Origin of the sequence: Candidatus Rubrimentiphilum sp. (assembly GCA_035710515.1) — a bacterium.
Taxonomy (GTDB): Bacteria; Vulcanimicrobiota; Vulcanimicrobiia; order Vulcanimicrobiales; family Vulcanimicrobiaceae; genus Rubrimentiphilum.
The window spans coordinates 279,009-302,505 of sequence record DASTDE010000004.1 but is presented as its reverse complement, the minus strand read 5'-3'; the positions used below and the strand labels follow the sequence as shown (position 1 = coordinate 302,505).

The following is a 23,497-nucleotide window of genomic DNA, read 5'->3' as shown; positions in this document are numbered from 1 at the left end:
CGTGCGCAACCTGCTCTTCATTCCAGGGCCGGTCACCGTATCGCAGCGCGTCCTCGACGCGATGAAGCAGCCGCTGATCGATCATCGCGGCCCGGAGTTCAGCGAACTCGTCCAGCGGATTTACGCGGGCTTGCGTCCGCTCTTCGGAACGCAGCGCGGCGAGATCATTTTGTTGGGCTCGTCGGGAACCGGCGGTCTCGAAGCGGCGATCGTTAACGCGTTTTCTCCAGGCGAAACGATTCTCGCGGCGCCGATGGGAGTATTCGGCGAACGCATGATCGCGATCGCGCGCAGGTACGGCATCACGGTCGAAACGATCGAAACGGCGCCGGGCTATGCGCTCGATCCAAATGCGTTGGCCGAGAAGTTGGCCGGCGATACCAAGCGCCGCTACGCCGGCGTGTTGTTGACGCACAATGAAACGTCGACCGGCGTGCAGAGCGAGATGGCGGAACTGGCCGGCATCGTGCAGCAGCACGGCGCGCTGTCGATCGTAGATTCAGTCAGCGGTTTGGGCGCGTCGGATTTTCGCATGGATGACTGGGGTTACGACATCGTCGTCAGCGCCTCGCAAAAGGTGCTGGCCGCGCCGCCGGGAGCGGCGGTCTTGGCCGTCAGTCCCCGCGCATGGAAAGCCATCGACGCTTCGACGGCACCGCGTTTTTACTTCGACTTGCGCAAAGCTCGCGAGTTCGCAAGCCAAGGTCAGATGCCGTGGACGGCGCCGGTGAGCACGCTGTTCGCACTCGACGTCGCGCTCGCGCAGTACCATCGCGAAGGAGCGCCGGCGGTATGGCGCCGCTTGTCGACGTACGCCCGCGCCATTCGCGCCGCGTTCGATGCGTTGGGTTTGGATATTTTTTCGCAGCCCGGCGCCCACTCGGACACCGTTGTCACCGTCAAGGTTCCATCCGGCGTTGACGCCGCGGGGCTGTTGCGCGGATTGCGGGAGAATCGCGGCGTGACGCTCGCCGGCGGTCAGCTCGATCTCAAAGGCAAGATCATCCGGATGGGAACGATGGGCGACATCTCGCAAACCGACGTGCTGGGCGCGATCGAATCGCTGGAGATCGCGCTGCTGGATTACGACGTGCCCGTGCAGATGGGCGCGGCCGGAAAAGCCGCATTGAGCGTTTTCCTGGACTTAGGAGAGTCTATACCCGATGGTGCGCAAAAACGTAATGCACGAACGGACGCGCAAACCACGGGAACGTCCCGATGATCGCGCCGTCGATACGATCGTTCGGCTGCGTTTCATAACCGACCAGCACCGAACGGTGTAAATCCGCGCGAATGTCCGGAGATAGCGGAAAGAAGAGCGCGACGTAGAGCAGCAGCCACACCAGCACCACCGCTTTCACGACGCCGACCAGCGCGCCGGCGATGGCATTGCCGAGGCCCAGGAAGGGCAGCTTCGTGATGTTGTTGAGCGCGCGCGCGACCAAGAGAATGGCGACGTACGTCGCCAGGCCGACCAGAAACATCGCCACGACGTGCGCCGAGCCGGGACCCAAGTGCACGACGTTTTCCAAGAACGGGTCCAGCGCACCGCGATAGAACCACGGAACGATCAGCGCGGCGGCCAGCGCGATCGCACCGCTCAACTCTAAGATGAATCCGCGCTTGTAGCCTTTGAGCGCCGCGATCAGCACGATTGCGGCGATCAGAATATCCGGCCAGCTCATTGCCGTACGGTGACGCCGAACTCGCGCTGCAAGGCCGTTACGGCTTGGCCGACGGCGGCGTCTGCTTCCGCATCCGTGATGGTCGCGTCGGATTTTTGCAGCGTAACCCTGATCGCCAGACTCTTCTTATCCTGGGCGATCTGCGGTCCACGGTATTCGTCAAATGTTTTCACCGACGTGCACAGCGGGCCGGTCGCGGTGCGAAGCGCGGCCTCGAGCCGCTGCGCCGGAAGATCGAGCTCGCACACCAGCGCGAGATCGCGATACGTGGACGGAAACTTCGAGGGCGGCTTGAACTGCGGGATGTCGTACGCCGGGACGTCGTTTATATGGACGCAGCACAAATAGACGGGTAAACGCACGCCGAACGCGCGTTGCATACGCGGATCGACCTGTCCGACGACGGCTACCTCCTTACCATCCAACAGAATGGCGCCGGTCTTGCCGGGATGATAGCCGGGGCGCTCGTCGGCGGCGGTCTCAAAGCGCTCGCGTCCGGTTAAAGTACGCAAAAATTCTTCGCAATCGCCTTTGGCTTGCAGAAAGTGCGTGTCGCGCCAAGCCGGTTCGTCGAGCGGTTCGGCGCTAAATCCGAAGAGAACGGCGGGGGTTTCCAGTGGCTGACGATCCTCGGCGTAGAACAGCCGGCCGACCTCGAAAACGCGCATCGGCGCGTCTATGCGCGCCAGATACGACAGCATCGCCGGCTCGAGCGAGTTGCGCAGGTAGCGCTGCTCTTCGCTCAGTGGATTGAGGACTTCCACCGGCGCCGGCGGTTCGACGCCCGCGCGCCGCAGTTTTTCGAAGACCTGCGGACCGTGCAGCGAGTACGTGACGATTTCGCGATATCCCAGATCGGCGAGCGTGGCGCCGATCTCACGCTCGCGCAGATAGTCGGTGCTGGCGATCTCGTGCGAACGCACGGGCGGAATCTCGGCGACGATCCGCTCGTAGCCCGCTATGCGCGCGACCTCCTCGATCACGTCGGCGCTGACCGAGACGTCCTTCCGCCACGGCGGCGGAATGACACGGAGTTTGCTCTCGCCCTGAAGTTGTACCTCGAATCCGAGGCGGTCGAGGTACTCGCGAATCTCCTGCGCCGTGAGTTCGAAACCGAGCAAACGTTTTATGTCGCGCTGCTCGACGTCGATGGGCGGCGCGGGAGAGAGTTGTTCGCCGAAGGCAACCGGCTGGTGCGCTTGCGCGCCGAATTCCGTCAGCAGTTGCGCGGCGCGGGCTGCGCCGAGCTCGGTGAGCATCGGTGCGAGCGACTTTTCATGGCGCGAGCCGGCTTCCGTCCGAAAACCCAGCTGCACGGCCGTGCGGCGAATGCGGGCGCCGTTAAAATTTGCCGATTCGAGCAGCAGCTCGCGCGTGGAACCGGTGACCTCGCTGCTTTTCGCGCCCATCAGGCCGGCCAAACATTCGGGCCCCGTTTCGCTTGCGATGACCAGCGCTTGCGGGCTGAGCTCGTGTTGCGATCCGTCCAGGGCCGTGAACGGTTCGCCCGCGCGCGCGTCGCGCACGATCAAATGATGGTGCGGGATCTTCGCGGCGTCGTAAAAGTGCAGCGGCTGTCCGGTCTCCAGCATCACGTAGTTGGAGACGTCCACGAGCTGGTTGATGGGCCGTTGTCCCGCGAGTGCCAGCCGGATGCGCATCCAGGCCGGCGAGATTCCGGCGTGCACGTTGCCGAAGAGCTGTGCGACGAACCGCCGGCAGTCGGGCGATTCGAGTGTAACGTCCGGCTTTGGTCCGCCCGCCTTCGCTCCCGGGTTGTCGAAGTTGGGAAGCCGCAGCGGTAAACCTTGGAATGCCGCGAGCTCGCGCGCCAAGCCGATAACGGACATCGCGTCCACGCGGTTGCTCGTCACCTCAACGTCGAGCACGGCCTCGCCGAGCCGGTAATATTCCACGACGTCCGTTCCGGGCTGCAGCGTTTTTTCAAACTGCAAAATGCCGTCTTCGAACCATTCCGCCGGCAGGGCGAGCTCGTCGGCGGAGATCATCATCCCTTCCGACTCGAGACCGCGCATCTTGCGGCGTTCGATCGTCAGCTGCGGCAAGCGCGCGCCGATGGTCGCGACCGCGATCGTTTGTCCGGCTTCGACGTTGGTTGCCGCAGTGGCGATGGTCAGCGGCTTGCCATCGCCGATCTCAATCTGGCCGACCTGCAAACGATCGGCGTTTGGGTGTTTACCAAGCTCCGCGATCCGGCCGGCAACGACGCCCGTGATGACGGGACGCATCTCGATGCCCGCGACCGGAAAGCCGAGTTCGGCGAGCATTTTGACGACTGCGTGCGGGTCGGCCGGAAGCTCGACGTACTCCCGCAGCCAGCCTAAAGGTACGCGCATTAAGCGAGCTGTTCCAAGAACGCGGGGTCGTTTTCGAAGAAGCGGCGGATGTCGTCGACGTCATAGCGCACGAGCGCCATCCGCTCGACGCCGAATCCGAACGCCCATCCGGAGTAGATATCCGGATCGTAGCCGACGTTGCGGAGCACGTTCGGATGCACCATGCCCGCGCCGCCCAGCTCGATCCATCCCGAGCCGCCGCACATGCGGCAGACGCCGCCCGCGCCGCGGCAGAGCGGGCACGTCGTATCGACCTCCGCGCTCGGCTCGGTGAACGGAAAGTACGATGGCCGGAAACGCAATTGCTGCTCCGAACCGTACAGCTCGCGGCACATCCCGGTGAGCATGCCCTTCAGATGTCCCATGTGCACGCCCTCGTCCACCAGCAGCCCTTCGCACTGATTGAATTGATACAGGTGGCGCGCGTCGACCGCGTCGCGCCGGTAGCACGTGCCGGGGACCACGACCGCGATGGGCGGACGGTGCTGCTGCATCGTGCGGATCTGCATCGGCGAGGTGTGCGGCCGCAGCAACAGATTGGGCGTCACGAAAAACGAATCGAAGCCTTCGCGCGCCGGATGATCCGGCGGAATGTTCAGCGCATCGAAATTGTAATAGTCCGGTTCGATCTCAGGACCGACGACAACCGCGAAGCCGTGGCGCTCGAAGTAGGCACAGACATCGTGCATGACGCGGCGCATCGGATGGATCGATCCGCGAGGCGGTGCAACCGCCGGATAGCTGACGTCTATGCGCTCGGAGAGCTTCGCGCCGACGTCCCGCGAGTCGACGGCATCCTGCGCGATGCGCAGCGCGCTCTCCATGGCGTCGACCGCCTCGTTGATCGCAGCGCCCGCGCCGGGACGCTCCGCAGGCGGAAGCTTGCCGATGCTGCGGCGCAGCGCGGTCACTTCGCCGCTGCGGCCCAAAAACGCGACGCGCACCGAATCGAGCGAGTGCGCGTCTCCCGCTTCGCGCAGCGCAGCTTCGAATCGGGCGCGCAGTTGCTCGAGGCTTTCGTTTAATGTCATTCTGTTGAGAAATAAAAACGCCCGGGGCTTATTTCCGGGCGCTTTGGAGTCTGCCTTTCGCTTTTGGTCAGGTGGGTACCGACGTTGGGTGCAGTTGCCGATAAATCAGATACGCGTTGATCGATCCCGTCGATTTGAAGAGTTTCCAGAAGAACTCGGACGTGGCCATCGGTCTCCTTCTGGGCGGGCTTGGTGGCCCGTCCCCCATGCGAATGCAAGCAGTATAGCATGCGACTTTTCCACAGGGTAGTCTTGACTTTTTGGCCTGTCTAGACTCTCTTGACAGACTCGTTACGGGACGCGCTTGGCCGCCTCGTAGAGGGCGATTCCGCCTGCCAAGGCCGCGTTCAAACTCTCAAGCCGGCCCTTCATGCTGATGGCCGCCAAGCGTGTGCAGACGGGCTCCCACTCCCCCAGACCGTGCCGCTCTTGGCCTACGACCAGCAGCGTTTTGGAGGCCCACTCGAGGGCCTCGATGGGCGCTCCGGCCGAGTCCAAGCCGGTCACGTCCCAGCCCTCTGCCGCGGCCGCGGTCTCCGCCGGGGACGCCACGGCCAGGCGGAGCCGGAAGAGCGAGCCCATGGAGCCGCGGACGACCTTGGGAGCGTACGGCTCGACGGAATGCGAGCCGAAGACGACGCCCGATACGCCGAAGGCCTCGGCCGCGCGCAGCAGCGTCCCGGCGTTGCCCGGGTCGCTGAGGCCGGCCAGGGCGAGCACGAGCCCTGGCTGCGCGAAGACCTCGCTCAAAGAGTGGAACGCGATCGGAGCGACCGCGACCAAGCCGGGGGCGGTCTCCAAGTCCGAGATGCGGCGCATCGTCCGCTCGTCCACGCGGTAGGCCGGAACGCCGGCCGCCTCCAGGTCACGCGCAGTCTGCGATGATTCTAGAGCCGCGGGGGTGCCGAAGAGCTCCTCGATCCGGACGCTGCTCCGCACGGCCTCGTGCAAGAGCGTCGCTCCCTCGATAGCAAACCGTCCCTGCTCGCGGCGCCCCTTTTTCGTGCGCAACGCGCGCACACGGTCCAGCCGCGGATTATGAGATCCGAGCATCCCGGCCTATGAAACGGGCGCGCAACGCAATGACGATGAGGCCCACGACGATCGCCGCAAGCGTGATGGCGATGCGATCGTTGAAGTGCGCGGACGCGGCCAATCTCAAGACGATCGCCGTAACCACGCCAAAGATCGCGCAAAAGATCAAGAGCCAGACGAGTTCTTGCCCGATGGAGGTCTGACGGCGGCGCACGCTTGCACCTGTACGAGGCGTGCGCGGCGTTCCCCGTCAATGGGTATGGATGAGCACAGTGCCGGACGCGCCCAAAGTCATCGCTAGTAAGGAAATCTACGCCGGACGCATCTTTCGCGTGCGGGTCGACACCGTGGAACTTGAGGGGAAGCGACACGAGGTCGAACTCGTTGAGCATCCGGGCTCTATCGCCATCGCTGCCTTGCCAAGCGATGGCGGAATCATCCTGATCCGCCAATACCGGCACCCGGCGGGCCGGAGCTTATGGGAGATTCCGGCGGGCACCGCTGAGCCTGACGAAGATCCGCTGGCCGACGCGAAACGCGAACTAAAGGAAGAGACCGGCTACTCGGCTGCTTCCTGGGAACTGCTAGGCACTCTCTATCCGACCCCCGGGTTTTGCACGGAATGCGTGCACTTGTACGCGGCGCGCGAGCTGCAAGCGGGCCCTCAACAACTCGAGCAGGATGAAAACATCGAGGTGCGGCAGGTATCGTTTCAAGACGCTTGGCGAATGCAAGCAAGCGGCGAGATCGTGGATATGAAGACGATGGTCGCGCTCCTATGGTTGAGCAAGCGACCCGCTTAACTAGATTTCGTCAAGAGTCGATAAACTAGGTACAAACCGTCCGCCGAATGGGTTTTAATAGAGGCGGCGGGTTCTTGTCATGGGAGGCTAGGCGGTGGACACTCCACGGGACGTTAATGCGGTCCTGAAATATCTTTTGAGCGAAGGGAATCGCGAGCATATTGCCGCGTCCGTTTTGGCGCCCGAAGATGAAGCCTACCTCAACAAACTCATCGCGGCCGTCCGCTCGGGAAAACGCGCCGTCCTGATCGTCGAAGACTCGGACGACAAACTGAAGTACATGTTCAGCAATGCGTCTCGCGCGGAAGCCGTGAGCATGCTCGGCAAAGTGATCGAAGCGACGGGCCGCCGGTTAGCCAACGGCGACGACTAAAGGCCTACAGCTTTTTTCGCTGTCTTGAGGAGCGATCCGAACGCCGAGGCGTCCGAGACCGCCAACTCCGCCAGCGTCTTGCGGTTGAGCGTGATGCCCGACTTCTTCAAGCCGTTCATGAAGACCGAATAACTCAAGCCCTCTTTGCGCGCCGCCGCGTTGATGCGGCTGATCCAGAGCGAGCGGAAATCGCGCTTGCGCACGCGCCGGTCGCGATAGGCATAGGACAGCGAGTGAAGCAGCGCTTCATTCGCAACCCGGTAATTGCGCCGGCGGGCAGCGCGGAAGCCCTTGACGAGCTTCATGACTTTGCGCCGGTGTTTGAGGCCGTGTACGCCGCGTTTGATTCGTGCCATGTTACACCAAGTACGGGATCGTCGGCGCCAAGCGCTTGAGATCGCCTGGAAAGACGGACTGATCCTTGCGGAACTTGCGTTTGCGCTTGCGCGACCGCTTGCTCATGATGTGGCCGCAGCCGCTGAATTGGTGACGGTGCGTCACCTTTCCATTAGCGCTCACCTTCACGCGTTTTGCTGTACCGCGGTGGGTACGAATCTTAGGCACTTTTTTTCTCCTTGGACTTCGCTGCCAGGCTGGTGAACTTCGGCGGACCGGTAGGCACCGCGCGAGGCGCGAGGATCATGAACATGTTCTTGCCTTCGAGTTTGGCGTCGCGTTCGATCGTGGCAATCGGCGTCATATCCTCAGCCATACGATCGAGCAATTTCTTCCCGAAGGACGTATACGTGATTTCTCGTCCGCGAAACATGATCGTGACTTTTATCTTGCTGCCGTCGAGCAGCAGACGCTCGGCCATGCGGGCCTTCGTCTCGTAATCGTGCGTCTCGATCTTCGGTCTGAGCTTCACTTCCTTGAGTTCGAAGCTCTTCTGTTTCTTGCGGGCGTCTTTGTCTTTTTTCGCCTGCTCGTACTTCAAACGTCCGTAGTCGCCGATCTTGCACACCGGCGGTGAGGCCGTGGGCGAGACTTCGATGAGGTCGAGCCCGGCGGTGCGTGCACGCGCCAGAGCTTCCTCCGTGGGCAGGATCCCAAGTTGTGCGCCGTCTTCGTCGATGACGCGAACCTGGCGGATGCGAATTTGGTCGTTTACTCTGAGCGGTCGAGCTATTGCGTTACTCCTGTTTGGACAAATAAAAAAGGGCGTTGCCGAACGTCAAGCAAGCGACCCCATCTTGTGGAACCGGCCGGCGGCTCCTTCGATGAAGACCGGATCGCCGCAAGGCATCCGGTGAGGGCGCAAGCCCCACTTCGGCTTACGGAGCATACCACAGCCTGACGGGGGAGCGTCAAGGCGCGGGCGAGATTGCCAACCCCGTGCCGCCGGCGCCGCTGGGAAGCGTGATGGTCCGTATGGGCGCGGTGTCGCCGGAAGCCGCCGGCGCGTAGACGACGATCGTCTTGAAGAGGTTGATGAAGAGGTTGCCTTGCGGGTCGAGGGCGATTTGGCCGAACTGGCTGCTCGGGAGCGTCGTGCCGCTGCCGCTCAGGGTCTTGATCGCGCTAAGGGTCACTGTGCCGCTGCCGGTTGGCCGGGCAAAGTACTCCACGAGTCCCGGATAGTTTCCAAACGCGTCGGCTTCGGCGTCGCTGTAGACGATCAGATTTCCGGTGCTATCGATCGCGATGCCGCTCGGGCGGTGCAACAGCAGCGGATTGGCGGTCATCACCGACAGAAGAGTGCCCGAAGACGAGTATTCGACGATCGAGTTTCCGCCGTAGTTCGTCACGTAGATGTTGCCGAGAGGATCGATCGCAAGTTGCTGCGGATTGCAAAGCGTACTCGCGCTGGGCGTGCCCGGACAGGGACCACCTGTCGTAATCCACGCCGGAGTAAGATTCTGATTTCCGCCGGCGCTGAGCGACGGCGCATCGAACCGCTCGAGCGTATTCGAGTTAGCGCCTCCGCCGCTGGTACTGCAATCGTTGCTGACGTACACGTTTTGTGAACGATCGGTCACGACGCTGGCCGTCCCGCAGAAACGCGTGTTGCTTCCTTGAATACGAAGCAATGGCGCGGGCGAAAGCGGAGCGGGCGCGCCGTCCGGCGGCTGCGCGTACACTGATATCGCCGGCGTGCTGCCGTCGCTCGAATACATTCTTCCGCCCGCGAACCAGATTGCTTGAACGCCGTCCAAGCCCGGATAACCCAAAGCAAGTTGGTATTGCGGCGGACCGCCGCTGCTGCACAAACAGTAGCCTGTAACCGTGTCCAGCAGCGGATTTCCGACGTAGGTGCTCGCGCCGGAGCTGCCCGTGCCGTCAAAGGCGAGCGCCGATCCGGTCGAGACGAACATCGACGTCGCACTTCCTGCGACGACGAGCGGCGTGGGATCCTGTGTGCCCGAGAGCGGCGTGGTGACGTCGAATGTTGTCAGCGTTCCGTTGCCGGTGCTGCGCGGCCCGCAGCTGTTTGCCGCGATGACGTAACGCGCGAGCGTCGAGCCGCTGCCCGTTTGCGCGGTTGCAATGGATTCTATTCCGCACAGATTGGTGTCGGCGATCGTGCCGGCGAGATGATATCCGCTAGCGTCGTGAACGTATTCCCCGATCTGTGCCGGCGATGCGACGAACACGTCGCCGTCGGCATCCGCACCGAAACCGCGAACGTCGGTGGGGAAGCTTCCGCCGGTGATCGTCGCTATAGGCGTAAGGTTGCTCGGGCCCGAGGCGCCCACCGGACTGTACTCCGTGACCGCCGCGGGCGCGCTGTGAACCGAGTCCGGCTGATTGAGTGCAAAGACGTCGCCGCTCGAGTCGACGGCGACGCCGGAAGGGCCCGAGAGCGCGGTGCGCGTTCCTGCGATGGACCACGCGAGCGCATAGGCGCCGCCGGACTGCGGCACGAGCTTGAGGATCTGATCGCAGATCGGATCCGAGATATAGACTGCACCGGAAGCATCAATTGCAATTCCGCCGAGCTTGCAGATTTGCGAATTCGCGATCGTTGCGGATGCGGTTGACGTAAACGGTTTATAGACCGTGATCGCGTTGTTGGTACCGGCGACGTACAAATTTCCCGCGGTGTCAAAGGCCATCGCGTTGGGCGTTAAACCGCCTTGTACGATTACCGTCGGGGTGGGCGAGCCGTTTGCATCGGCAGCGAAGCGCATAACGTTTGCCAGGCGTACGTTGGCGACGTAAACCGCGGATGTTCCACCGCTCACCGGAACGCTTGGCGGCGTGACGCTGCCTGCGCTGCCGCCGCCGCATGCCGTTAACAGGCAAGCCGCCGGAACTAGACTCGCGAGCGCGCGCGCGGCGATCACCAATACGTCAGGGTGACGTTGTCAACCCATTCTTTGAACGGCGGCGGCGTATCCGTAGGTCCGGGCTGGTGCATGTCTTGCTGGAACTGCACTTCGAGGAACGTCTTGTCTTCGACGTGTTGCTGCACCGGGTGAAATGCGTTGTTCGGCGGCGGCGTTGTGGTAACGCCGTCGATCGTAAGGCTGACGTATTCAGTTTGTTGCGTATCGGGATGGATGCGATACACCCAGGTGAGGTGGTGCCAAACGTTCGGCATGAAGTTGTTGGTGTCGCAGGCAAACCCTGAATCGATCCAGCCTAAGCTGCCGCCGCCCCATATCTGCCACTTCGGTCCGCCGTTGACGTTATCCAGAATCAGGCATTGCGAAGAAAAGTTGTAGCGATAATTCGGCATTCCCATGTTGAAATCGAATTCAAGCGCCGTCATCGTCGTCGGCCCGGGCGTCGCCGTCGGATGCGCGCTCGGAACGGCCCAAACCGGCTGGTCTATATAATAGTAGAAATCCCAAATCGCATTGGTGGTCAGCGGCGCGGAGACGAGCGGCGGCGATTGGTACAATACGTCGCTCTCGTGCGGCGGCGGGGTTGACGGGAAGAGCGTCAATTGCGTGGAGTTGCCGCTGATTGAAGGCAGCGGCGGTTTTACGCCCGTGGTGATGTCCCACATCGACGGCGGCTGCGGCGGCGTGATCGGCCCGGTCGCGCACGGCGTTCCGGAACACACGAATGCGCTGCTCATCAAACTTTGAATCGCGACGATCGAGATCGGCGCCGGCGAGGGCGTGACGACCGGCGATGTCGACGGCGCCGGTGTGGGAGCCGCCGCGCTTTGATTCACCGCGTACACGGCCAGCCAGTATTGTTCGTAACGATTGAACGTTTGCGCGCTGCCGGTAAAGGTCAGCGTCGATCCCGATATCGCGGCGGGGCCCGCGAAGCCTTGCTGCCATCCGAGTCCCGGGCGTTGCGGATCGTACAGCGCCAGATAATATTTGACGCCGCTAAGAAACACGGCGGCCGGAACTTGTACCGTTAATGTGATCGACGACGGCGGCGGATCGGTCGGCGAGGGCAGCGGCGATACGTATGCCGGCATGCGCGCGTCAAACAGCAAGCCGTAATAGAACAGAACCTGCGCCGGGCTAACGTCAAGCGTGCTTCGGCCGGTGTCGGCCGGTTTAAATGTTATCGCGAGGGGAGCGATGCCCGAAGGCGTTGCGTTCTGCAGTGTCTGCGTCACTTGGGCGTATTGCTGGATGGCGCCGCCGAGCTGCAGTGTACCGCTGTATCCTCCGGCGACCGGGAGATTCGTCAGCGCATTCAGGTCGACGGTCTGTTGCACGGTGAATGCCGACTGCGATGTCACGGCGGGCGCCGGAACGGGCGTCACGAGCACCGTCACCGGCTGCAGCAGCGTCGTTGTGTTTCCGCCGCAAGCCGCCGCAATGGACGCAAACGCGGCCAACAAGAAAATGGGCAGGCGTCTGTAAGCCGGCATTTGCCGACCATAGCACACCTGGGATTCGGGCTGCTAGTCTGGAGCTGGCTCTTCCGTTAAGACCTTGCCAGTCTTGGGATCGACCTTCCGCTGGACGCGATCTTCGGTTCGCGCCACGACGACGCCGACCTCATCGCGAATCGAGCTGTAGCTGCCGCTTGGGCCTTGCGAGGGGCGCGGCTCGACCTGCCACAGCACGTCGCCTGTTTCACTGACGCCGAAAAGGTTTTGCGGATAGGATTGATCGGGAGGCACGTTCAGCAATAGCACGTTTACGCCGTCGATCTCGAGGCGTTGCTTTACCGGGTAGGCAGGCAGCGTGGGTAGAGCACCTTGTTCCATAACGAGGGTGTACCCGGAATCCGCGTCAGTTACAGACGGCCGGTCAGTGGGCTGGATCGAACGTGACCTTAAAAAGATAATTACCGGATGCCGGTTTGCAGTTTCTGACGCGCGGCGAGTACGTGGATTGCTGCGCAGCATGAATGGCGGCTTGATCCAGGTCGCCGTTGCCGCTCGATTTGAAGACGCGCAACCGCGCGATCTTTCCCTGTGGGCTGATGGAGACGCTAATAAAAACGGTGGCCGGGCCAACGACGACTCCCCGGGCCTTGTCCGGAAAGTCGGGCGCCACTTGAGCCGTTACGGTTGCGTCGCGGTTGCAATTGGCGGGCGCCGGCGTGTGCAGCGCGAGCAGAAGAGCGACGGAAGTCATCATGGTACACCTCTAACAGGGCATCCCGTTCGCAAGGCGTAGCCCTGCTCCTAGGGGGAAAAGGTAAAGACTATGATTTCCTGGCGCCACAACTTGGACCAAGCGCTGCAAGAGGCGAAGCGCGAATCCAAGATCGTTTTTTTCGACGTTTTCAACCCTGGTTGAGGGGGCTGCCAAGCGCTGGATGCCGTGACGTATCCTGAAACTGCAGTCGCCGAAATCGTCAACCGGACGATTCCCGTACAGCTCGACAACACAAAGCCGGAGAACGAGGCCGTTCTCAAGCGCTACCATCACATTTGGACGCCGGACATTCGCTTGCTGACTGAAGACGGCGACGAACTCTACAGTTGGCAAGGATACTTGCCGCCCGCCGAATTCGCAGCGCGCGCGCTGGCCGGTTTAGGGCAGGCGCATCTGCGGCTGCGAAACTGGGATCAAGCCGAAGCGCATTATGTCGAGCTGCTCAAACGTTTTCCCACGGCGCAAGCCGCGCCCGAGGCCCAGTATTACTTGGGAGTCACGCGATACCGGCGCGATCCCGAGGGCAACGAACTGCTGCACCAGTGGGCGATGCTGCGCGCCAAGTATCCCGACAGCGAATTCCGGCTAAAGCAGTCGTTTAAAGAGCTGCCGTAAGGGCGTCGCGCAACGCTCCCAACACCAAATCGATCTGTGCGTCGTCGATGATGAGCGGCGGCGCCAGGCGCAAGACTGCGTCGTGCGTATCTTTCGCGGCAACGCCGCGTTCCAATAAGAGTTCGGCAACGCGGCGGGCGGAGACATTCAGCTCCAGGCCGATCAGCAAACCGCGGCCGCGCACGTCTTTCACGGCGGGTGAATTGAGGTCGCGCAATCCGCGCATCAGCTTAGCGCCCGCGTAACGAGCTCGCGCGGGAAGGTTCTCTTCGACGATGACGTCCAGTGCCGCCATCGCAACGGCGCATCCCAGCGGATTGCCGCCGAACGTGCTGCCGTGATCGCCCGGACCGAACAGCGCCATCAGGTCGCGGCTTGCCAAGATCGCCGAGACGGGATAGTATCCGCCGCCCAGCGCCTTTCCGACGATTAGCACGTCCGGTTTCACGCCGTCGTGATCGCATGCGAACATGTCGCCGGTGCGTCCGAGTCCCGTTTGAATTTCGTCGGCCATAAACAGGACGCGATGTTCGCGGCAGAGTCCCCAGGCGCGCTTCAAAAAGCCGTCAGGCGGAACGATGACGCCGCCTTCGCCTTGAATCGGCTCGATGAGGATCGCGCACGTGCGGTCGTTGAGCGCCGCCGCGAGCGCATCATAATCGCCGTATGGAACCGGGACGAAGCCGGGCATGAACGGACCGAAGTCGTGGCGGTAACGTTCCGTGGTGCTGGCGCTGATGGCCGTGGTCGTGCGGCCGTGAAAGTTGTTTGCGAAGACGACGATCTCAGCCGAATCGGGTGCGACGTTCTTGCGTTCGTACGCATACCGCCGCGCGAGCTTGATTGCGGTTTCTACGGCTTCGACGCCGGTATTCATCGGCAGCGCCGATTCGAAGCCGCAGAGTTGCGTGAGGCGCTGCAAGAATGGTCCGAGTTGGTCGTTGCGCATTGCGCGCGACGTTAAGGAAACTTTTTTCGCCTGCTCGATCAACGCCGCGCGAATGTGCGGATGACAGTGCCCTTGATTGACGGCCGAATAGGCGCTGACGCAGTCGAGATAGCGCTTTCCGTCAACGCCGTAAAGCCAAACGCCCTCCGCCCTTTCGACCACAAGATCCAAGGGCTGATAGTTGTGCGCGCCATACCGTTCTTCGAGTTCGATGAACGTTTCGGCATTACGATGAAGTTCGTGCATCCAGGAATGCGGTTCCGTCCGCTTTAAGAGCGTTCCCTCTTTCGTCATGAATGATGCAGGCTACACGGCGGCGCAAGACGGGCTTGCGCAATTTCAGGCACGCGATCGCGCGGAGATCGGCGAACTGGGGCGTTCGCTGGCATTCCTTCATGGAAGGCGGACGCCGCGCTCGATCGTGTTGTTTCACGGCCTAAGCGCCAGCCCCGCGCAGTTTGTAGCCATCGCCGGCGCGCTGCATGAGCGCGGCCACAACGTTTTCGTTCCACGCCTTCCGCAACACGGTCGCGAGGATCGCATGTCGCCGGCGCTGGCGCAGATGACGGTCAATCAGCTGAAGGCATGTCTGCGCGATTCGATCGAACTTGCACGCGGACTGGGCGACGAAGTAAGCGTCGCGGGGTTCTCGCTTGGCGGATTGCTGGCGGCGTATGCGGCGCAGTTCGGCGAGCTGCACAAAGCTGTGGCAATCGTACCGTACTTGGGGCTCGTCTGGCTGCCGTCGAGATTCGGCGAGCGTGTCGCGCGCTGGGTGCTGCACTTTCCCAACCGCTTCTTTTGGTGGGATCCGTGGCTGCGCGAACGGCAGCTTCCGGTCCACGGATATCCGCGATATGCGACGCATGCGCTGGCGCAAGGTTTGAATCTCGCGAACGAGCTGATGGCTGCGGCGCGCACGGCGCCGCCCGCGACGAAACACATGATCGTCGCAATCAATACGCGCGAACCGGCGGTAAACAATCGCGCGGCCGTCAAACTCGCGCGCTTGTGGCAGGAGCACGGCGCCGCCGTTACCGTCGAACGGCTGCGCGATCTGCCGTTCGCGCACGACATCATCGAACCCAAGCGCTATCCGGACATCGCGCAGCGCGTGCTGCCGCGGCTGGTGGATCTGATCGATGGCTAAAGTGAGGAAGCGCTGCGCCTGGGCGAGCGGCGAGGCGATGATGGCGTATCATGACAAGGAGTGGGGCGTTCCGTCGCACGACGACCGCGTGCTCTTCGAATTCTTGATCCTCGAAGGCGCGCAAGCCGGCTTGAGCTGGAGCACAATTTTGGGCAAGCGTGAGCACTACCGGAAACTGTTCGCGAATTTCGATCCCAAGCGCGTGGCTCGATTCGGAATCCCGAAGCTCGAGCGCATCCTGAAGGACCCGGGCATCGTTCGCAACCGGCTCAAGGTGTACGGTGCGGTGCGGAATGCGAAGGCGTTCCTGCGCGTGCAGAAAGAGTTCGGCAGTTTCGACGCCTACGTATGGGCGTTCGTCGACGGCAAGCCGATCCAAAACCACCGGCCGCGCGCCTCACAGGTACCCGCGCGCACGGAACGTTCGGATGTGCTCAGCAACGATCTGCGGCGGCGCGGCTTCACGTTCGTCGGCTCGACGATCTGCTACGCTTTCATGCAGGCCGTCGGTATGGTCAACGATCATTGGACGAAATGCTTCCGGTATTCGGCATGCCGTTGAACGCCGCCGGCACGCCGGCGAAGTCGTATGACGAAGCCAAACGCCGCATCGAGGCGTATCAGGCGCTCGACGACGCGAGCATCATTCCCGATGCGTATACGAAATTTTACGACTGCGGGCAGCGAACGAAGCTCGCGGTCGTGCTGCTTCACGGTTTGACCAATCATCCGGGACAGTACGTGCAATTTGCGCCGCTCGTCCGCGACCTGGGCGCGAATGTGTTCGTGCCGCGCCTTCCGGAGCAAGGCGACCGCGACCGCATGACCACGCGTCTGGCGAAACTCACCGCCGAAATGCTGCTCGCCGCGGCCACCGAAGCCGTCGACATCGCCTGCGGTTTGGGCGAACGCGTCTGCGTGCTGGGGATCTCCACAAGCGGACTGCTGTGCGCATTCTTTGCGCAGCATCGCGCGGATGTGGCCCATTCTATCGTCGTGAGCCCCGTCTTCGCGCTGCTCAATCTCGCCTACTGGGAGAGCCGCATCGTGGCGGGCGGCATGCGCACGTTGCCGAATTTCTTCGTCTGGTGGGATCCGCGCAACAAACTGAAAGAGTTGCCGCTCACGGGTTACCCGCGCTTTTCGACGCATGCGTTGGGCCAGTGTCTGCGCATCGGCGACGACGTCTATGCGGCATCGCGGCGTTCGCCGGTCGCCTCGCGGGTGACGGTCGTCACGAACATGCGCGATCCGGCGGTCAACAACCGGGTCACCGCAGCGGTCGTCGAGGCATGGCGCAAGCGCGATCCAAAAGCGATCGCTGACTATCAGTTCACGGACTTGCCGGTGAACCACGACATCATCGATCCGCAGAACGCCGTACCGCGAACGGACATCGTCTATCCCGTCCTGCTGCAGCACGTGCGCGGCACGATGGAGGTTCCGTGACCCCAATCCGGTACTCTCGCTCCATGTTTTCGAAGACCGTTATGCTTTTGGCGGCGCTCGCAATTGCGGGCTGTTCAGCCCAGACGAACACCAGCTCAATCGTCATCGCCGGTTCGACCGCGTTGTTGCCGCTGGTCAAACAGGCCGCGGTTGACTATCAAAACGCCCGGCCGGACGTGAAAATCAGCGTCGCGGGCGGCGGCTCGCGCGTCGGCATCACGCAGGTGACGCAGCGAGCGGTCGATATCGGCGATTCGGATATTGCCGCGCCCGATCAGCCGAGTCTGGTCGATCATCAGGTCGCCGTCGTTACGTTCGGGATCGTCGTGAATCCGCAGACCGGAGTGAAGAATCTCACCAGCGCGCAGATTCGCGCGATCTTCAGCGGCAAGATGACGAATTGGCGTCAGGCCGGCGGCCGCGACGCCGCGATCACGATCATCAACCGGCCGCGCAGTTCGGGAACGCGGGCAGTCCTTGTGCAAAAAGTTCTTGGGGGCCGGGAGCCGTCGGAGAGCGGCATGACGCAAGATTCGTCGGGCACGGTCGCGACGATGGTTGCGCAAACGCCGGGCGCTATCTCCTACGTTGGAACGGCTTATGTTACGCCGGGCAGGCAGATAGCCGTGTCAATTGACGGGGTCGCACCCACCGACGCAAACGTCGAGAGCAACAAGTACCCGTACTGGTCGTACGAGCACATGTTCACGAACGGACAGCCGGGCGCGAAGGTGGCTGGATTCATCGATTACGTGAAGAACGACCGCGCGCTCTTGCGGCGGCTAAAGTTCATCCCGGTCGGGGACGTGTCATCCTGAGCCTAGCGTTTCGCCTTTAGCGAAACGCCATGTCATCCTGAGCCTGTCGAAGGACGAAGGGCGGCCGAGCTTGCCGAGGCCCGCACGCTATCGAGCTAAGGCGAAACGCCTAATACAAGCGATGCGTTGTTGAGCGCGGCTTTATAGTGCGCGGCTTGTCCGAGGAAACCGCTGAACTCCGGTGAGTCGGCTTGGATCCACTCGTCGGGATAGAGCTCGAAGACTTGGATGTTGTTGTCGAGCGCGTACGGCAAGAGATCCGCGATATCGAATGTCGCGTCGTTGTGGTTGCTCGTTGCGGTGATCGGCTGCATGTTCAGCGGAACGACGCCCGCGTACGCATGGTACGCCTGGCACCAGTGCAGGTCGATGATGTTGGCGGCCGGATTGCACGGCGCCGGCGGCGATACGGGCTTCAGGCCGAGGTTTTCAAACGAGAAGCCGATGTGTTTGGACGCAGCGACCGCTGCGACCGCGTTTGACATGTCGTAAACGTCCACGGTCGTGGTTCCCGGCTTATTTGGTCCGCCCGAAAGGTTGGGCAGTGAAACGATCAGCTGTTTGTCGGTTGACTGCGCGGCCATCGTATTGACGATGTTGATTTCGTGCTGCTTCCAAACCGGATACGTCATGCCTTGCGCAGACCACAGCGCCTGACATGCCCCGCCGTCGTTGTAACCCGGAGGCGGCAGCGCTTCCGCGCCGCCGGCAGTAGCGAAACGCATGTAGCCGACGCTCGGCGCGAGCGCCGAGTTGTTAAAACTGTACTCGTGGATAACCGCGGCGATGAACGCTTCCCAATCGCTCTCGAAAATTTGGTTGAAAAACACCGGAATGGTCGGCTGGCCGGCGCATGTGACGGTCGGCGCTCCATCGCCTCCGGCGCTTACCGGATCGGTCACCCACGACGGCGTGATATTGTTGACCGGGCCTTCAGTTGAATCGGAAAAGAGTAGATTGACCGTCAAGCCTTTGTCCGTATACGGCTTAGCTTCGTCGGCCACGAACTGCCATTGAAAATTCCCCTTCGTCGGCTCCAAGTCGGCCCACGAAATCACCAAGCTCGCCCCGCACAGCGTGTGGTCGATCCCGATGACGTCATTGGCGAGCGGCGTGAGATATTTTGGAAACGCGTTCGGATTCCAGACGTACATGCCGTGCGGCGCGCCGGGTACCGCGACGAAGGGATCGTTACCTTTACATGACGGCGCGGATGCTGTCGTAATCGCCGGTGGCGGCGCAGCGGCCAGAGTACCGTCGACCTGAACGTTGACCGTTTGCTCCGGTGAGCGGCCATCGGTCACGACGACCCGCGAACATCCGAGCGTTGCGGTCGGCAACAATCCATCGAATGAAACCGTCGCCGACGGTCCGGGGACGGTGTTGGTGGGCGCGCCTGCCGGCGTGGTGACCATTTTGAGCGGACCGTTGAACGAGTTCGCGCACGTATGTATGAGCGCGGGTTTATCGGCAATCGCGAAGCTCGTAGCGCCGGTCTCTTGCATCGTAATCGTTTGAATCGTTTGACAGTGTTTGGGCAGTGTGCTCCCGGCACACGCAAATTGGAGCTTGCCCGATTGCGTGACCGTGAACTTGTTCAGCGCTCCGATCTCAACCGTTATCGGAACGGTGACGCTGTTATTGGCGGTGTCGGTAATAATCGCGTTGCACGCGAACGACACGTTGCCTTGTCCGAACGCGACGACGAGAAACGTCCCGCTGCCGCCGGTGATTTGCTTCGGGCTGACCTGAAGGCCGCTTCCCGATGCGGGACAGCCGCTCGTCGTAGCCGTCATCGTTCCGGTGAATCCGCTGGCGACAAGCGAGATGCTCTGCGTGAGTTTCGTGATCTTGCTCGCACTGGGGTTGACGCCCGGCGAGACCGTCATGGTAATCGCTTCGGATCGAACGCCGACCGATTGCACCGTCATCACTTGATACGTCACGTCCACCGCCGCCGACTCTCCGGTTGACGAGCGCACGGTGATCGTGCACGTCGCCGGCGGTGTTCCGGCGCCAAACACGGCGAACATGAGCGGCGAGCCCGCCACGTCAACCTGCGCCTGGCCGTCGCCCGCGACGAAGATGCCGCCGCCTGAGTTCTGGCAGCTCGGGTCCGCGCTCGGCGTGTATGAAACACCGGGAACGTCGTTTTGTGCCGTGAACGACGAGACCGGCGCGTCGTTCGTAAGCTCCACGGGAGAGGGTGAGAGCTCCAGTGCTGCAGCACCGCTGCCCGGGTTGAGGACATGCGGCAAGCTCGAAGAGCACGCCGTTAGAAAGCCCAGCGACAAGAATAAAGACGCCACCGATGTACGCATGCTGCCCTTCCCGAAGCATCGCCAGCCGCTAGGCGGCTGTCAGCTTAGTATGCCAGAGGAACGCGCGGCCGTATACGGAGATTCTTAGAGTTTGCTTAAGGTAAGCTCGGCAACGGGAGTGACGGCCTGGTTGCCAGGTCCGGGTACTCTTCGTGAAAGTTCTCCGCGGCCGAGAGCACCAGCCGGATGGCAAAATCCATCTGCGGATCTTTTCCTTCGCGATAGTGGTGCGGAGCGATATCGACGTCGTAGTCGGGATCGGTTCCGTAGTTTTCGACGCGCCAGCCGACATCTTTGAACCAAAAAGAAAACTCGGGCTGCGTCGTGATCGTGCCGTCAACCAGCCGGTGATACGGATTGATCCCGACGACGCCGCCCCACGTGCGCTTGCCGACCAGCGGTCCGAGTTTGTAGAGCTTGAAACAGTGGCTGAAGATGTCGCCGTCAGAACCGGCAAACTGATTGGTAAGCGCCACCATCGGGCCGCCGACTGATTCGGGCGGATACGGAAACGGCTTCTGACTGTAGCGCGCGATATCGTATCCCACGCGCTTGCGCGCGAGTTTCTCGAGTAGCAGCGGCGACACGTGACCACCGCGGTTGTACCGGACGTCTACGATCAGCCCGCCGCGATCGAACTCGGAGAGATACCCGCGGTGAAACTCGGCGAACCCCCACGGACCCATGTCGGGAATGTGCACGTAGCCCACTTTCCCGCCGGTGGCTTCGTGCACGTAGCGGCGCTGCGCGTCGACCCACGCGCGATAGCGCAGGCTTTGCTCGCTGCCGAGCGCCTTAACCGTGATGCGGCGCTCGCGTCCGCCCGAATTCACGACCACGCTGACTTCGCGGCCGGCCGCGTTCACGAGCGCTTGATTCGGTCCGAACTCGCGCGAGAGCGTCTTGCCGCCGATGGCGACGAGCATGTCGCCCGCGCGCACGCCCAATCCCGGCTCCGCCAGAGGCGAGTCGCCGTCGCGATTCCATGAATCTCCGCGAAAGATCTCGGCGATGCGCCAACCGGCGGCCGATTCGTCGTAGGCGTAATCCGCGCCCAAAAAGCCGCGCCGGTATTGCGGCGGTTCGCGCAGATCGCCGCCGTATTCGTACGCGTGCGACGTTCCCAGTTCGCCGTGCATCTCCCAGATGAGATCGGACAACTCGTTGCGCGTGCGAATGCGCGGCAGCAACGCTTCGTAGCGATCGCGTACGCGATCCCAGTCGATGTCCGCCATGTCTTCCAGCCAATAGTGCTCGGTTTGCAGGCGCCAGGCTTCCCGGTACATCTGCTTCCACTCGTCGCGCGGTTCGATCTCGACGCTGATGCGATCGAGATCGATCCAGCCGCTCTTGCGGCCGGGATCGGCCGGCGGTTTCGGATCGTCGTGTTCTTCCGGGAGCTCGGCGAGCGCGTCGATGGCGCGCAGGCGCTCGTGCGACCGGTACAACAGCGTGTGGCAGTCGGCTGCCAGTGCGATTTCGTTCACTTCGGTTGCGACCACCGCGCTGCGCTGTAGTTCGAAGTCGTAGGCGAGCAGCGTCCCGGTCGTGTCCTCTTCGTCCCAGGATCGCGCCTGCGGCTTGATGCCGCGCACGTCGAACTTCGTGAAAAGCACGCGATTGCGCACGGCCACGATCTCGCCGTATTCGCCTTCGTCCACCGGGAAAGCTAAGATGCGGCCTTGGATTCCTTCGAAGTCGATCTCGATGCGCGGCGGGCCCGGATCTTTCTTCTTGTCTTGCGCGTCGCGATCGTGATCGTGGTCGCGATGCACCGGTTTGGGTTTGGGCGTGAACGGATTCGGCACGTCCTCGCGCAAGGTCGCAAGAAACGGCCGCTGCGCTTGCGGAAAACTTAAGTCGAATTGCAGTGCGTCGTACACGGGATCGAAGTCCCGCGTCCCGATGAAGTAGAGATAGCGCCCTTGTGGGTCCCAAGCCGGACTCTGATCGACGCGGAGCTGCGGCGTGACGTCGTGGATCTCGCCCGACTTGAGTTTGACGATACGAACGACGGAGACGCCGTCGCCCACCGGCCACCACACGTATGCCAAGTAGCGTCCGTCGGGCGAAAACGCCAGGTCGGTAATGCGGAAGCCCACGCTCTTGTCGAGCACTTGCGGCGTACCGTTCCGCGGATCGACGACCACAAGTTCGTAGCGGTGATTGGCAAATGCGATCAGGTCTTTGACCGGCGAACAGACCAGCTCGGTGACCCGGCCGATGTCGCTTGTCGTTACCAGCACCGGTTCTTTCGAACCGTCGCTTTGATGTATCGCCAGCTGTTCGTAGCCGTTGACGTCGGTGGTTGTAACGAAACGCGATCCGTCGTGCATCCAGGCGATGGCGCGATAGCGCACGGTGCTGCCGGTTCCGTGGTGTACGGGCGCCTCTTCCCAAAACGGCATCGTGTACGGCTGGCCGCGGACGATGGCCGCGACCGTCGTTCCGTCGGGCGAAGGCGCGAACTCGTCGAGCGTGTGCGAGCCGGGTAAGAATTTGCGCACGGTTTGCGCAGCTGCCGAGACGGCGCTGACGTTCAGCTCGCGCGATTCGTCCGCGCTCAGATCGTAGCAGTGCAGCGAACCGCCGGCCGTATAGACGATGCGCGATCCGTCGGTTGAAGGAAAGCGCACGTAATAGTCGCTGTGATTCGTGTGCCGCCGCAGGCCGCTGCCGTCAAGCGCGCATGAGTAGAGATTGCCGATGCCTTCATGGTCGGCGGCAAAAAAGATGCGGTTGCCGATCCACATCGGCCAAACCGGGTTGCCGTCGGGAAGCTGCAGGCGGTCAAATTCGCCTTCGCCCTCGGCGTCGATCCATATTTCACCCGACGTTCCGCCGTGATAGCGTTTCCAGCGCGCGGGATCGTCCGCGTTGCGCCCGATTGCCAAACGTTTGCCCGGGCCGGGAGCGATCGCGCGCATGTGTCCGAGTCCGAGCGCGCGTGGAACGCCGCCGGCCGGTGAGATCGCGAACCCGCGCGTGTCGCGCTCGTACCAAGCGCTCGGATTCGAAATGAAAAGAATCTCGGATCCGTCTGCGGTCCAGCCGCTGACGGTCGCAATCGTTCCGCCCAGGAAAGTGAGCCGCCGCGGTTTTCCGCCCGCCGCCGGCACGACGTAGACTTCGGCGTTGCCCTCGTCGGTGGCGACGAACGCGATCAGCGAGCCGTCGGGCGAGAAGCGCGGGGTGCTGCAGGTTCCGGGCGTGGCCGTGAGGCGCACGGCGTCTCCGCCGGACAGCGGCGCAACCCAGACGTCGTCCTCGCAGACGAAGGCCACGCGGTCCCCGGAAACGGCCGCGAAGCGGTAGTAGCCAAGCTTCATGAGGGCGGTATGGTTGGCGTCCGGAGCGCGCGGTCCCCGCGGCCGCCCTTGCCGCGA

At 62.4% G+C, this 23,497-nt stretch carries 23 protein-coding genes; 8 read left to right on the top strand and 15 right to left on the bottom strand.

Going from position 1 to position 23,497, the window contains the following annotated elements:
* Position 1 precedes the first annotated feature (1 nt).
* Positions 2-1,222 carry an alanine--glyoxylate aminotransferase family protein gene (locus VFO29_10540; protein HET9393938.1) on the top strand — a complete coding sequence of 407 codons (1,221 nt, stop codon included), beginning with the start codon at positions 2-4 and terminating at the stop codon, positions 1,220-1,222.
* Here the strand turns inward: VFO29_10540 and VFO29_10535 are convergent.
* The 5 genes from VFO29_10535 to VFO29_10515 form a co-directional block, all read right to left on the bottom strand.
* Positions 1,155-1,685, bottom strand: a complete 531-nt coding sequence (locus VFO29_10535) for a CvpA family protein (GenBank protein ID HET9393937.1) — start codon at positions 1,683-1,685, stop codon at positions 1,155-1,157. The genes VFO29_10540 and VFO29_10535 overlap by 68 nt on opposite strands.
* Positions 1,682-4,042, bottom strand: a complete 2,361-nt coding sequence (gene pheT / locus VFO29_10530) for a phenylalanine--tRNA ligase subunit beta (protein ID HET9393936.1) — start codon at positions 4,040-4,042, stop codon at positions 1,682-1,684. The genes VFO29_10535 and pheT overlap by 4 nt, the downstream gene beginning before the upstream one ends.
* Positions 4,042-5,073, bottom strand: a complete 1,032-nt coding sequence (gene pheS / locus VFO29_10525; GenBank protein HET9393935.1) for a phenylalanine--tRNA ligase subunit alpha — start codon at positions 5,071-5,073, stop codon at positions 4,042-4,044. The genes pheT and pheS overlap by 1 nt, the downstream gene beginning before the upstream one ends.
* Positions 5,074-5,364: 291 nt before the next feature.
* Positions 5,365-6,126, bottom strand: coding sequence for an RNA methyltransferase (locus tag VFO29_10520; protein ID HET9393934.1), 762 nt, complete (start codon positions 6,124-6,126; stop codon positions 5,365-5,367).
* Complete coding sequence (locus tag VFO29_10515) at positions 6,110-6,322, bottom strand: hypothetical protein (GenBank protein ID HET9393933.1); 213 nt, start codon at positions 6,320-6,322, stop codon at positions 6,110-6,112. The genes VFO29_10520 and VFO29_10515 overlap by 17 nt, the downstream gene beginning before the upstream one ends.
* Before the next feature lie 49 nt (positions 6,323-6,371).
* Here VFO29_10515 and VFO29_10510 point away from each other — a divergent pair, with 49 nt between their 5' ends.
* Together VFO29_10510 and VFO29_10505 are read left to right on the top strand one after the other, a co-directional pair.
* Positions 6,372-6,911 carry an NUDIX hydrolase gene (locus VFO29_10510; GenBank protein ID HET9393932.1) on the top strand — a complete coding sequence of 180 codons (540 nt, stop codon included), beginning with the start codon at positions 6,372-6,374 and terminating at the stop codon, positions 6,909-6,911.
* Between the two features lie 94 nt (positions 6,912-7,005).
* Positions 7,006-7,284 (top strand): hypothetical protein, encoded by a 279-nt coding sequence (locus tag VFO29_10505; protein ID HET9393931.1) that lies wholly within the window; start codon positions 7,006-7,008, stop codon positions 7,282-7,284.
* Here the strand turns inward: VFO29_10505 and rplT are convergent.
* The 7 genes from rplT to VFO29_10470 form a co-directional block, all read right to left on the bottom strand.
* Positions 7,281-7,640, bottom strand: coding sequence for a 50S ribosomal protein L20 (gene rplT / locus VFO29_10500; protein HET9393930.1), 360 nt, complete (start codon positions 7,638-7,640; stop codon positions 7,281-7,283). The genes VFO29_10505 and rplT overlap by 4 nt on opposite strands.
* A 1-nt stretch (position 7,641) precedes the next feature.
* Positions 7,642-7,803 (bottom strand): 50S ribosomal protein L35, encoded by a 162-nt coding sequence (locus tag VFO29_10495; GenBank protein HET9393929.1) that lies wholly within the window; start codon positions 7,801-7,803, stop codon positions 7,642-7,644.
* A 37-nt stretch (positions 7,804-7,840) separates the two neighbouring features.
* Positions 7,841-8,413 (bottom strand): translation initiation factor IF-3, encoded by a 573-nt coding sequence (gene infC, locus VFO29_10490; GenBank protein ID HET9393928.1) that lies wholly within the window; start codon positions 8,411-8,413, stop codon positions 7,841-7,843.
* Positions 8,414-8,591: 178 nt separating this feature from the next.
* Positions 8,592-10,571 carry a hypothetical protein gene (locus tag VFO29_10485; GenBank protein HET9393927.1) on the bottom strand — a complete coding sequence of 660 codons (1,980 nt, stop codon included), beginning with the start codon at positions 10,569-10,571 and terminating at the stop codon, positions 8,592-8,594.
* Positions 10,568-12,070 carry a hypothetical protein gene (locus tag VFO29_10480; protein ID HET9393926.1) on the bottom strand — a complete coding sequence of 501 codons (1,503 nt, stop codon included), beginning with the start codon at positions 12,068-12,070 and terminating at the stop codon, positions 10,568-10,570. The genes VFO29_10485 and VFO29_10480 overlap by 4 nt, the downstream gene beginning before the upstream one ends.
* Before the next feature lie 33 nt (positions 12,071-12,103).
* Entirely contained in the window at positions 12,104-12,412 is a 309-nt protein-coding gene (locus tag VFO29_10475; protein HET9393925.1) for a hypothetical protein, read from the bottom strand.
* Between the two features lie 43 nt (positions 12,413-12,455).
* Positions 12,456-12,788 carry an energy transducer TonB gene (locus VFO29_10470; GenBank protein HET9393924.1) on the bottom strand — a complete coding sequence of 111 codons (333 nt, stop codon included), beginning with the start codon at positions 12,786-12,788 and terminating at the stop codon, positions 12,456-12,458.
* 186 nt (positions 12,789-12,974) lie between these two features.
* On the opposite strand from VFO29_10470, the gene VFO29_10465 reads away from it, so the two are divergent.
* The gene (locus VFO29_10465; protein ID HET9393923.1) at positions 12,975-13,424 is read left to right on the top strand and encodes a tetratricopeptide repeat protein; all 450 of its coding nucleotides are present in this window, start codon (positions 12,975-12,977) and stop codon (positions 13,422-13,424) included.
* On the opposite strand, the gene rocD is transcribed toward VFO29_10465, so the two are convergent.
* Positions 13,408-14,667: an ornithine--oxo-acid transaminase gene (gene rocD, locus VFO29_10460; GenBank protein HET9393922.1), complete on the bottom strand. Its 1,260-nt coding sequence runs from the start codon at positions 14,665-14,667 to the stop codon at positions 13,408-13,410. The genes VFO29_10465 and rocD overlap by 17 nt on opposite strands.
* Here rocD and VFO29_10455 point away from each other — a divergent pair.
* From VFO29_10455 to VFO29_10440, 4 genes are read left to right on the top strand one after another with little or no spacing between them, the layout of a single operon-like run.
* Positions 14,666-15,523: an alpha/beta fold hydrolase gene (locus VFO29_10455; GenBank protein ID HET9393921.1), complete on the top strand. Its 858-nt coding sequence runs from the start codon at positions 14,666-14,668 to the stop codon at positions 15,521-15,523. The two genes, rocD and VFO29_10455, sit on opposite strands and share 2 nt — an antisense overlap.
* A complete protein-coding gene (locus VFO29_10450; GenBank protein HET9393920.1) occupies positions 15,516-16,085 on the top strand; it encodes a DNA-3-methyladenine glycosylase I in 570 nt (189 codons plus the stop codon). The genes VFO29_10455 and VFO29_10450 overlap by 8 nt, the downstream gene beginning before the upstream one ends.
* A complete protein-coding gene (locus VFO29_10445; GenBank protein ID HET9393919.1) occupies positions 16,058-16,972 on the top strand; it encodes an alpha/beta fold hydrolase in 915 nt (304 codons plus the stop codon). Before VFO29_10450 ends, VFO29_10445 begins: the two co-directional genes overlap by 28 nt.
* Before the next feature lie 41 nt (positions 16,973-17,013).
* A complete protein-coding gene (locus VFO29_10440; protein HET9393918.1) occupies positions 17,014-17,790 on the top strand; it encodes a phosphate ABC transporter substrate-binding protein in 777 nt (258 codons plus the stop codon).
* Positions 17,791-17,885: 95 nt separating this feature from the next.
* On the opposite strand, the gene VFO29_10435 is transcribed toward VFO29_10440, so the two are convergent.
* Positions 17,886-20,111 carry a hypothetical protein gene (locus VFO29_10435; GenBank protein HET9393917.1) on the bottom strand — a complete coding sequence of 742 codons (2,226 nt, stop codon included), beginning with the start codon at positions 20,109-20,111 and terminating at the stop codon, positions 17,886-17,888.
* A 95-nt stretch (positions 20,112-20,206) separates the two neighbouring features.
* Positions 20,207-23,440, bottom strand: coding sequence for a S41 family peptidase (locus tag VFO29_10430; protein ID HET9393916.1), 3,234 nt, complete (start codon positions 23,438-23,440; stop codon positions 20,207-20,209).
* Positions 23,441-23,497 lie beyond the last annotated feature (57 nt).

Bases quoted from the DNA above. Each gene is read 5' to 3' on its own strand.
- rocD (HET9393922.1), bottom strand. From the start codon at position 14,667: ATGACGAAAGAGGGAACGCTCTTAAAGCGGACGGAACCGCATTCCTGG.
- VFO29_10510 (HET9393932.1), top strand. From the start codon at position 6,372: ATGAGCACAGTGCCGGACGCGCCCAAAGTCATCGCTAGTAAGGAAATC.
- VFO29_10535 (HET9393937.1), bottom strand. From the start codon at position 1,685: ATGAGCTGGCCGGATATTCTGATCGCCGCAATCGTGCTGATCGCGGCG.
- VFO29_10435 (HET9393917.1), bottom strand. From the start codon at position 20,111: ATGCGTACATCGGTGGCGTCTTTATTCTTGTCGCTGGGCTTTCTAACG.
- VFO29_10430 (HET9393916.1), bottom strand. From the start codon at position 23,440: ATGAAGCTTGGCTACTACCGCTTCGCGGCCGTTTCCGGGGACCGCGTG.
- VFO29_10445 (HET9393919.1), top strand. From the start codon at position 16,058: ATGCTTCCGGTATTCGGCATGCCGTTGAACGCCGCCGGCACGCCGGCG.
- pheT (HET9393936.1), bottom strand. From the start codon at position 4,042: ATGCGCGTACCTTTAGGCTGGCTGCGGGAGTACGTCGAGCTTCCGGCC.
- VFO29_10480 (HET9393926.1), bottom strand. From the start codon at position 12,070: ATGCCGGCTTACAGACGCCTGCCCATTTTCTTGTTGGCCGCGTTTGCG.
- VFO29_10440 (HET9393918.1), top strand. From the start codon at position 17,014: ATGCTTTTGGCGGCGCTCGCAATTGCGGGCTGTTCAGCCCAGACGAAC.
- VFO29_10470 (HET9393924.1), bottom strand. From the start codon at position 12,788: ATGATGACTTCCGTCGCTCTTCTGCTCGCGCTGCACACGCCGGCGCCC.
- VFO29_10475 (HET9393925.1), bottom strand. From the start codon at position 12,412: ATGGAACAAGGTGCTCTACCCACGCTGCCTGCCTACCCGGTAAAGCAA.
- rplT (HET9393930.1), bottom strand. From the start codon at position 7,640: ATGGCACGAATCAAACGCGGCGTACACGGCCTCAAACACCGGCGCAAA.
- VFO29_10450 (HET9393920.1), top strand. From the start codon at position 15,516: ATGGCTAAAGTGAGGAAGCGCTGCGCCTGGGCGAGCGGCGAGGCGATG.
- VFO29_10520 (HET9393934.1), bottom strand. From the start codon at position 6,126: ATGCTCGGATCTCATAATCCGCGGCTGGACCGTGTGCGCGCGTTGCGC.
- VFO29_10455 (HET9393921.1), top strand. From the start codon at position 14,666: ATGAATGATGCAGGCTACACGGCGGCGCAAGACGGGCTTGCGCAATTT.
- pheS (HET9393935.1), bottom strand. From the start codon at position 5,073: ATGACATTAAACGAAAGCCTCGAGCAACTGCGCGCCCGATTCGAAGCT.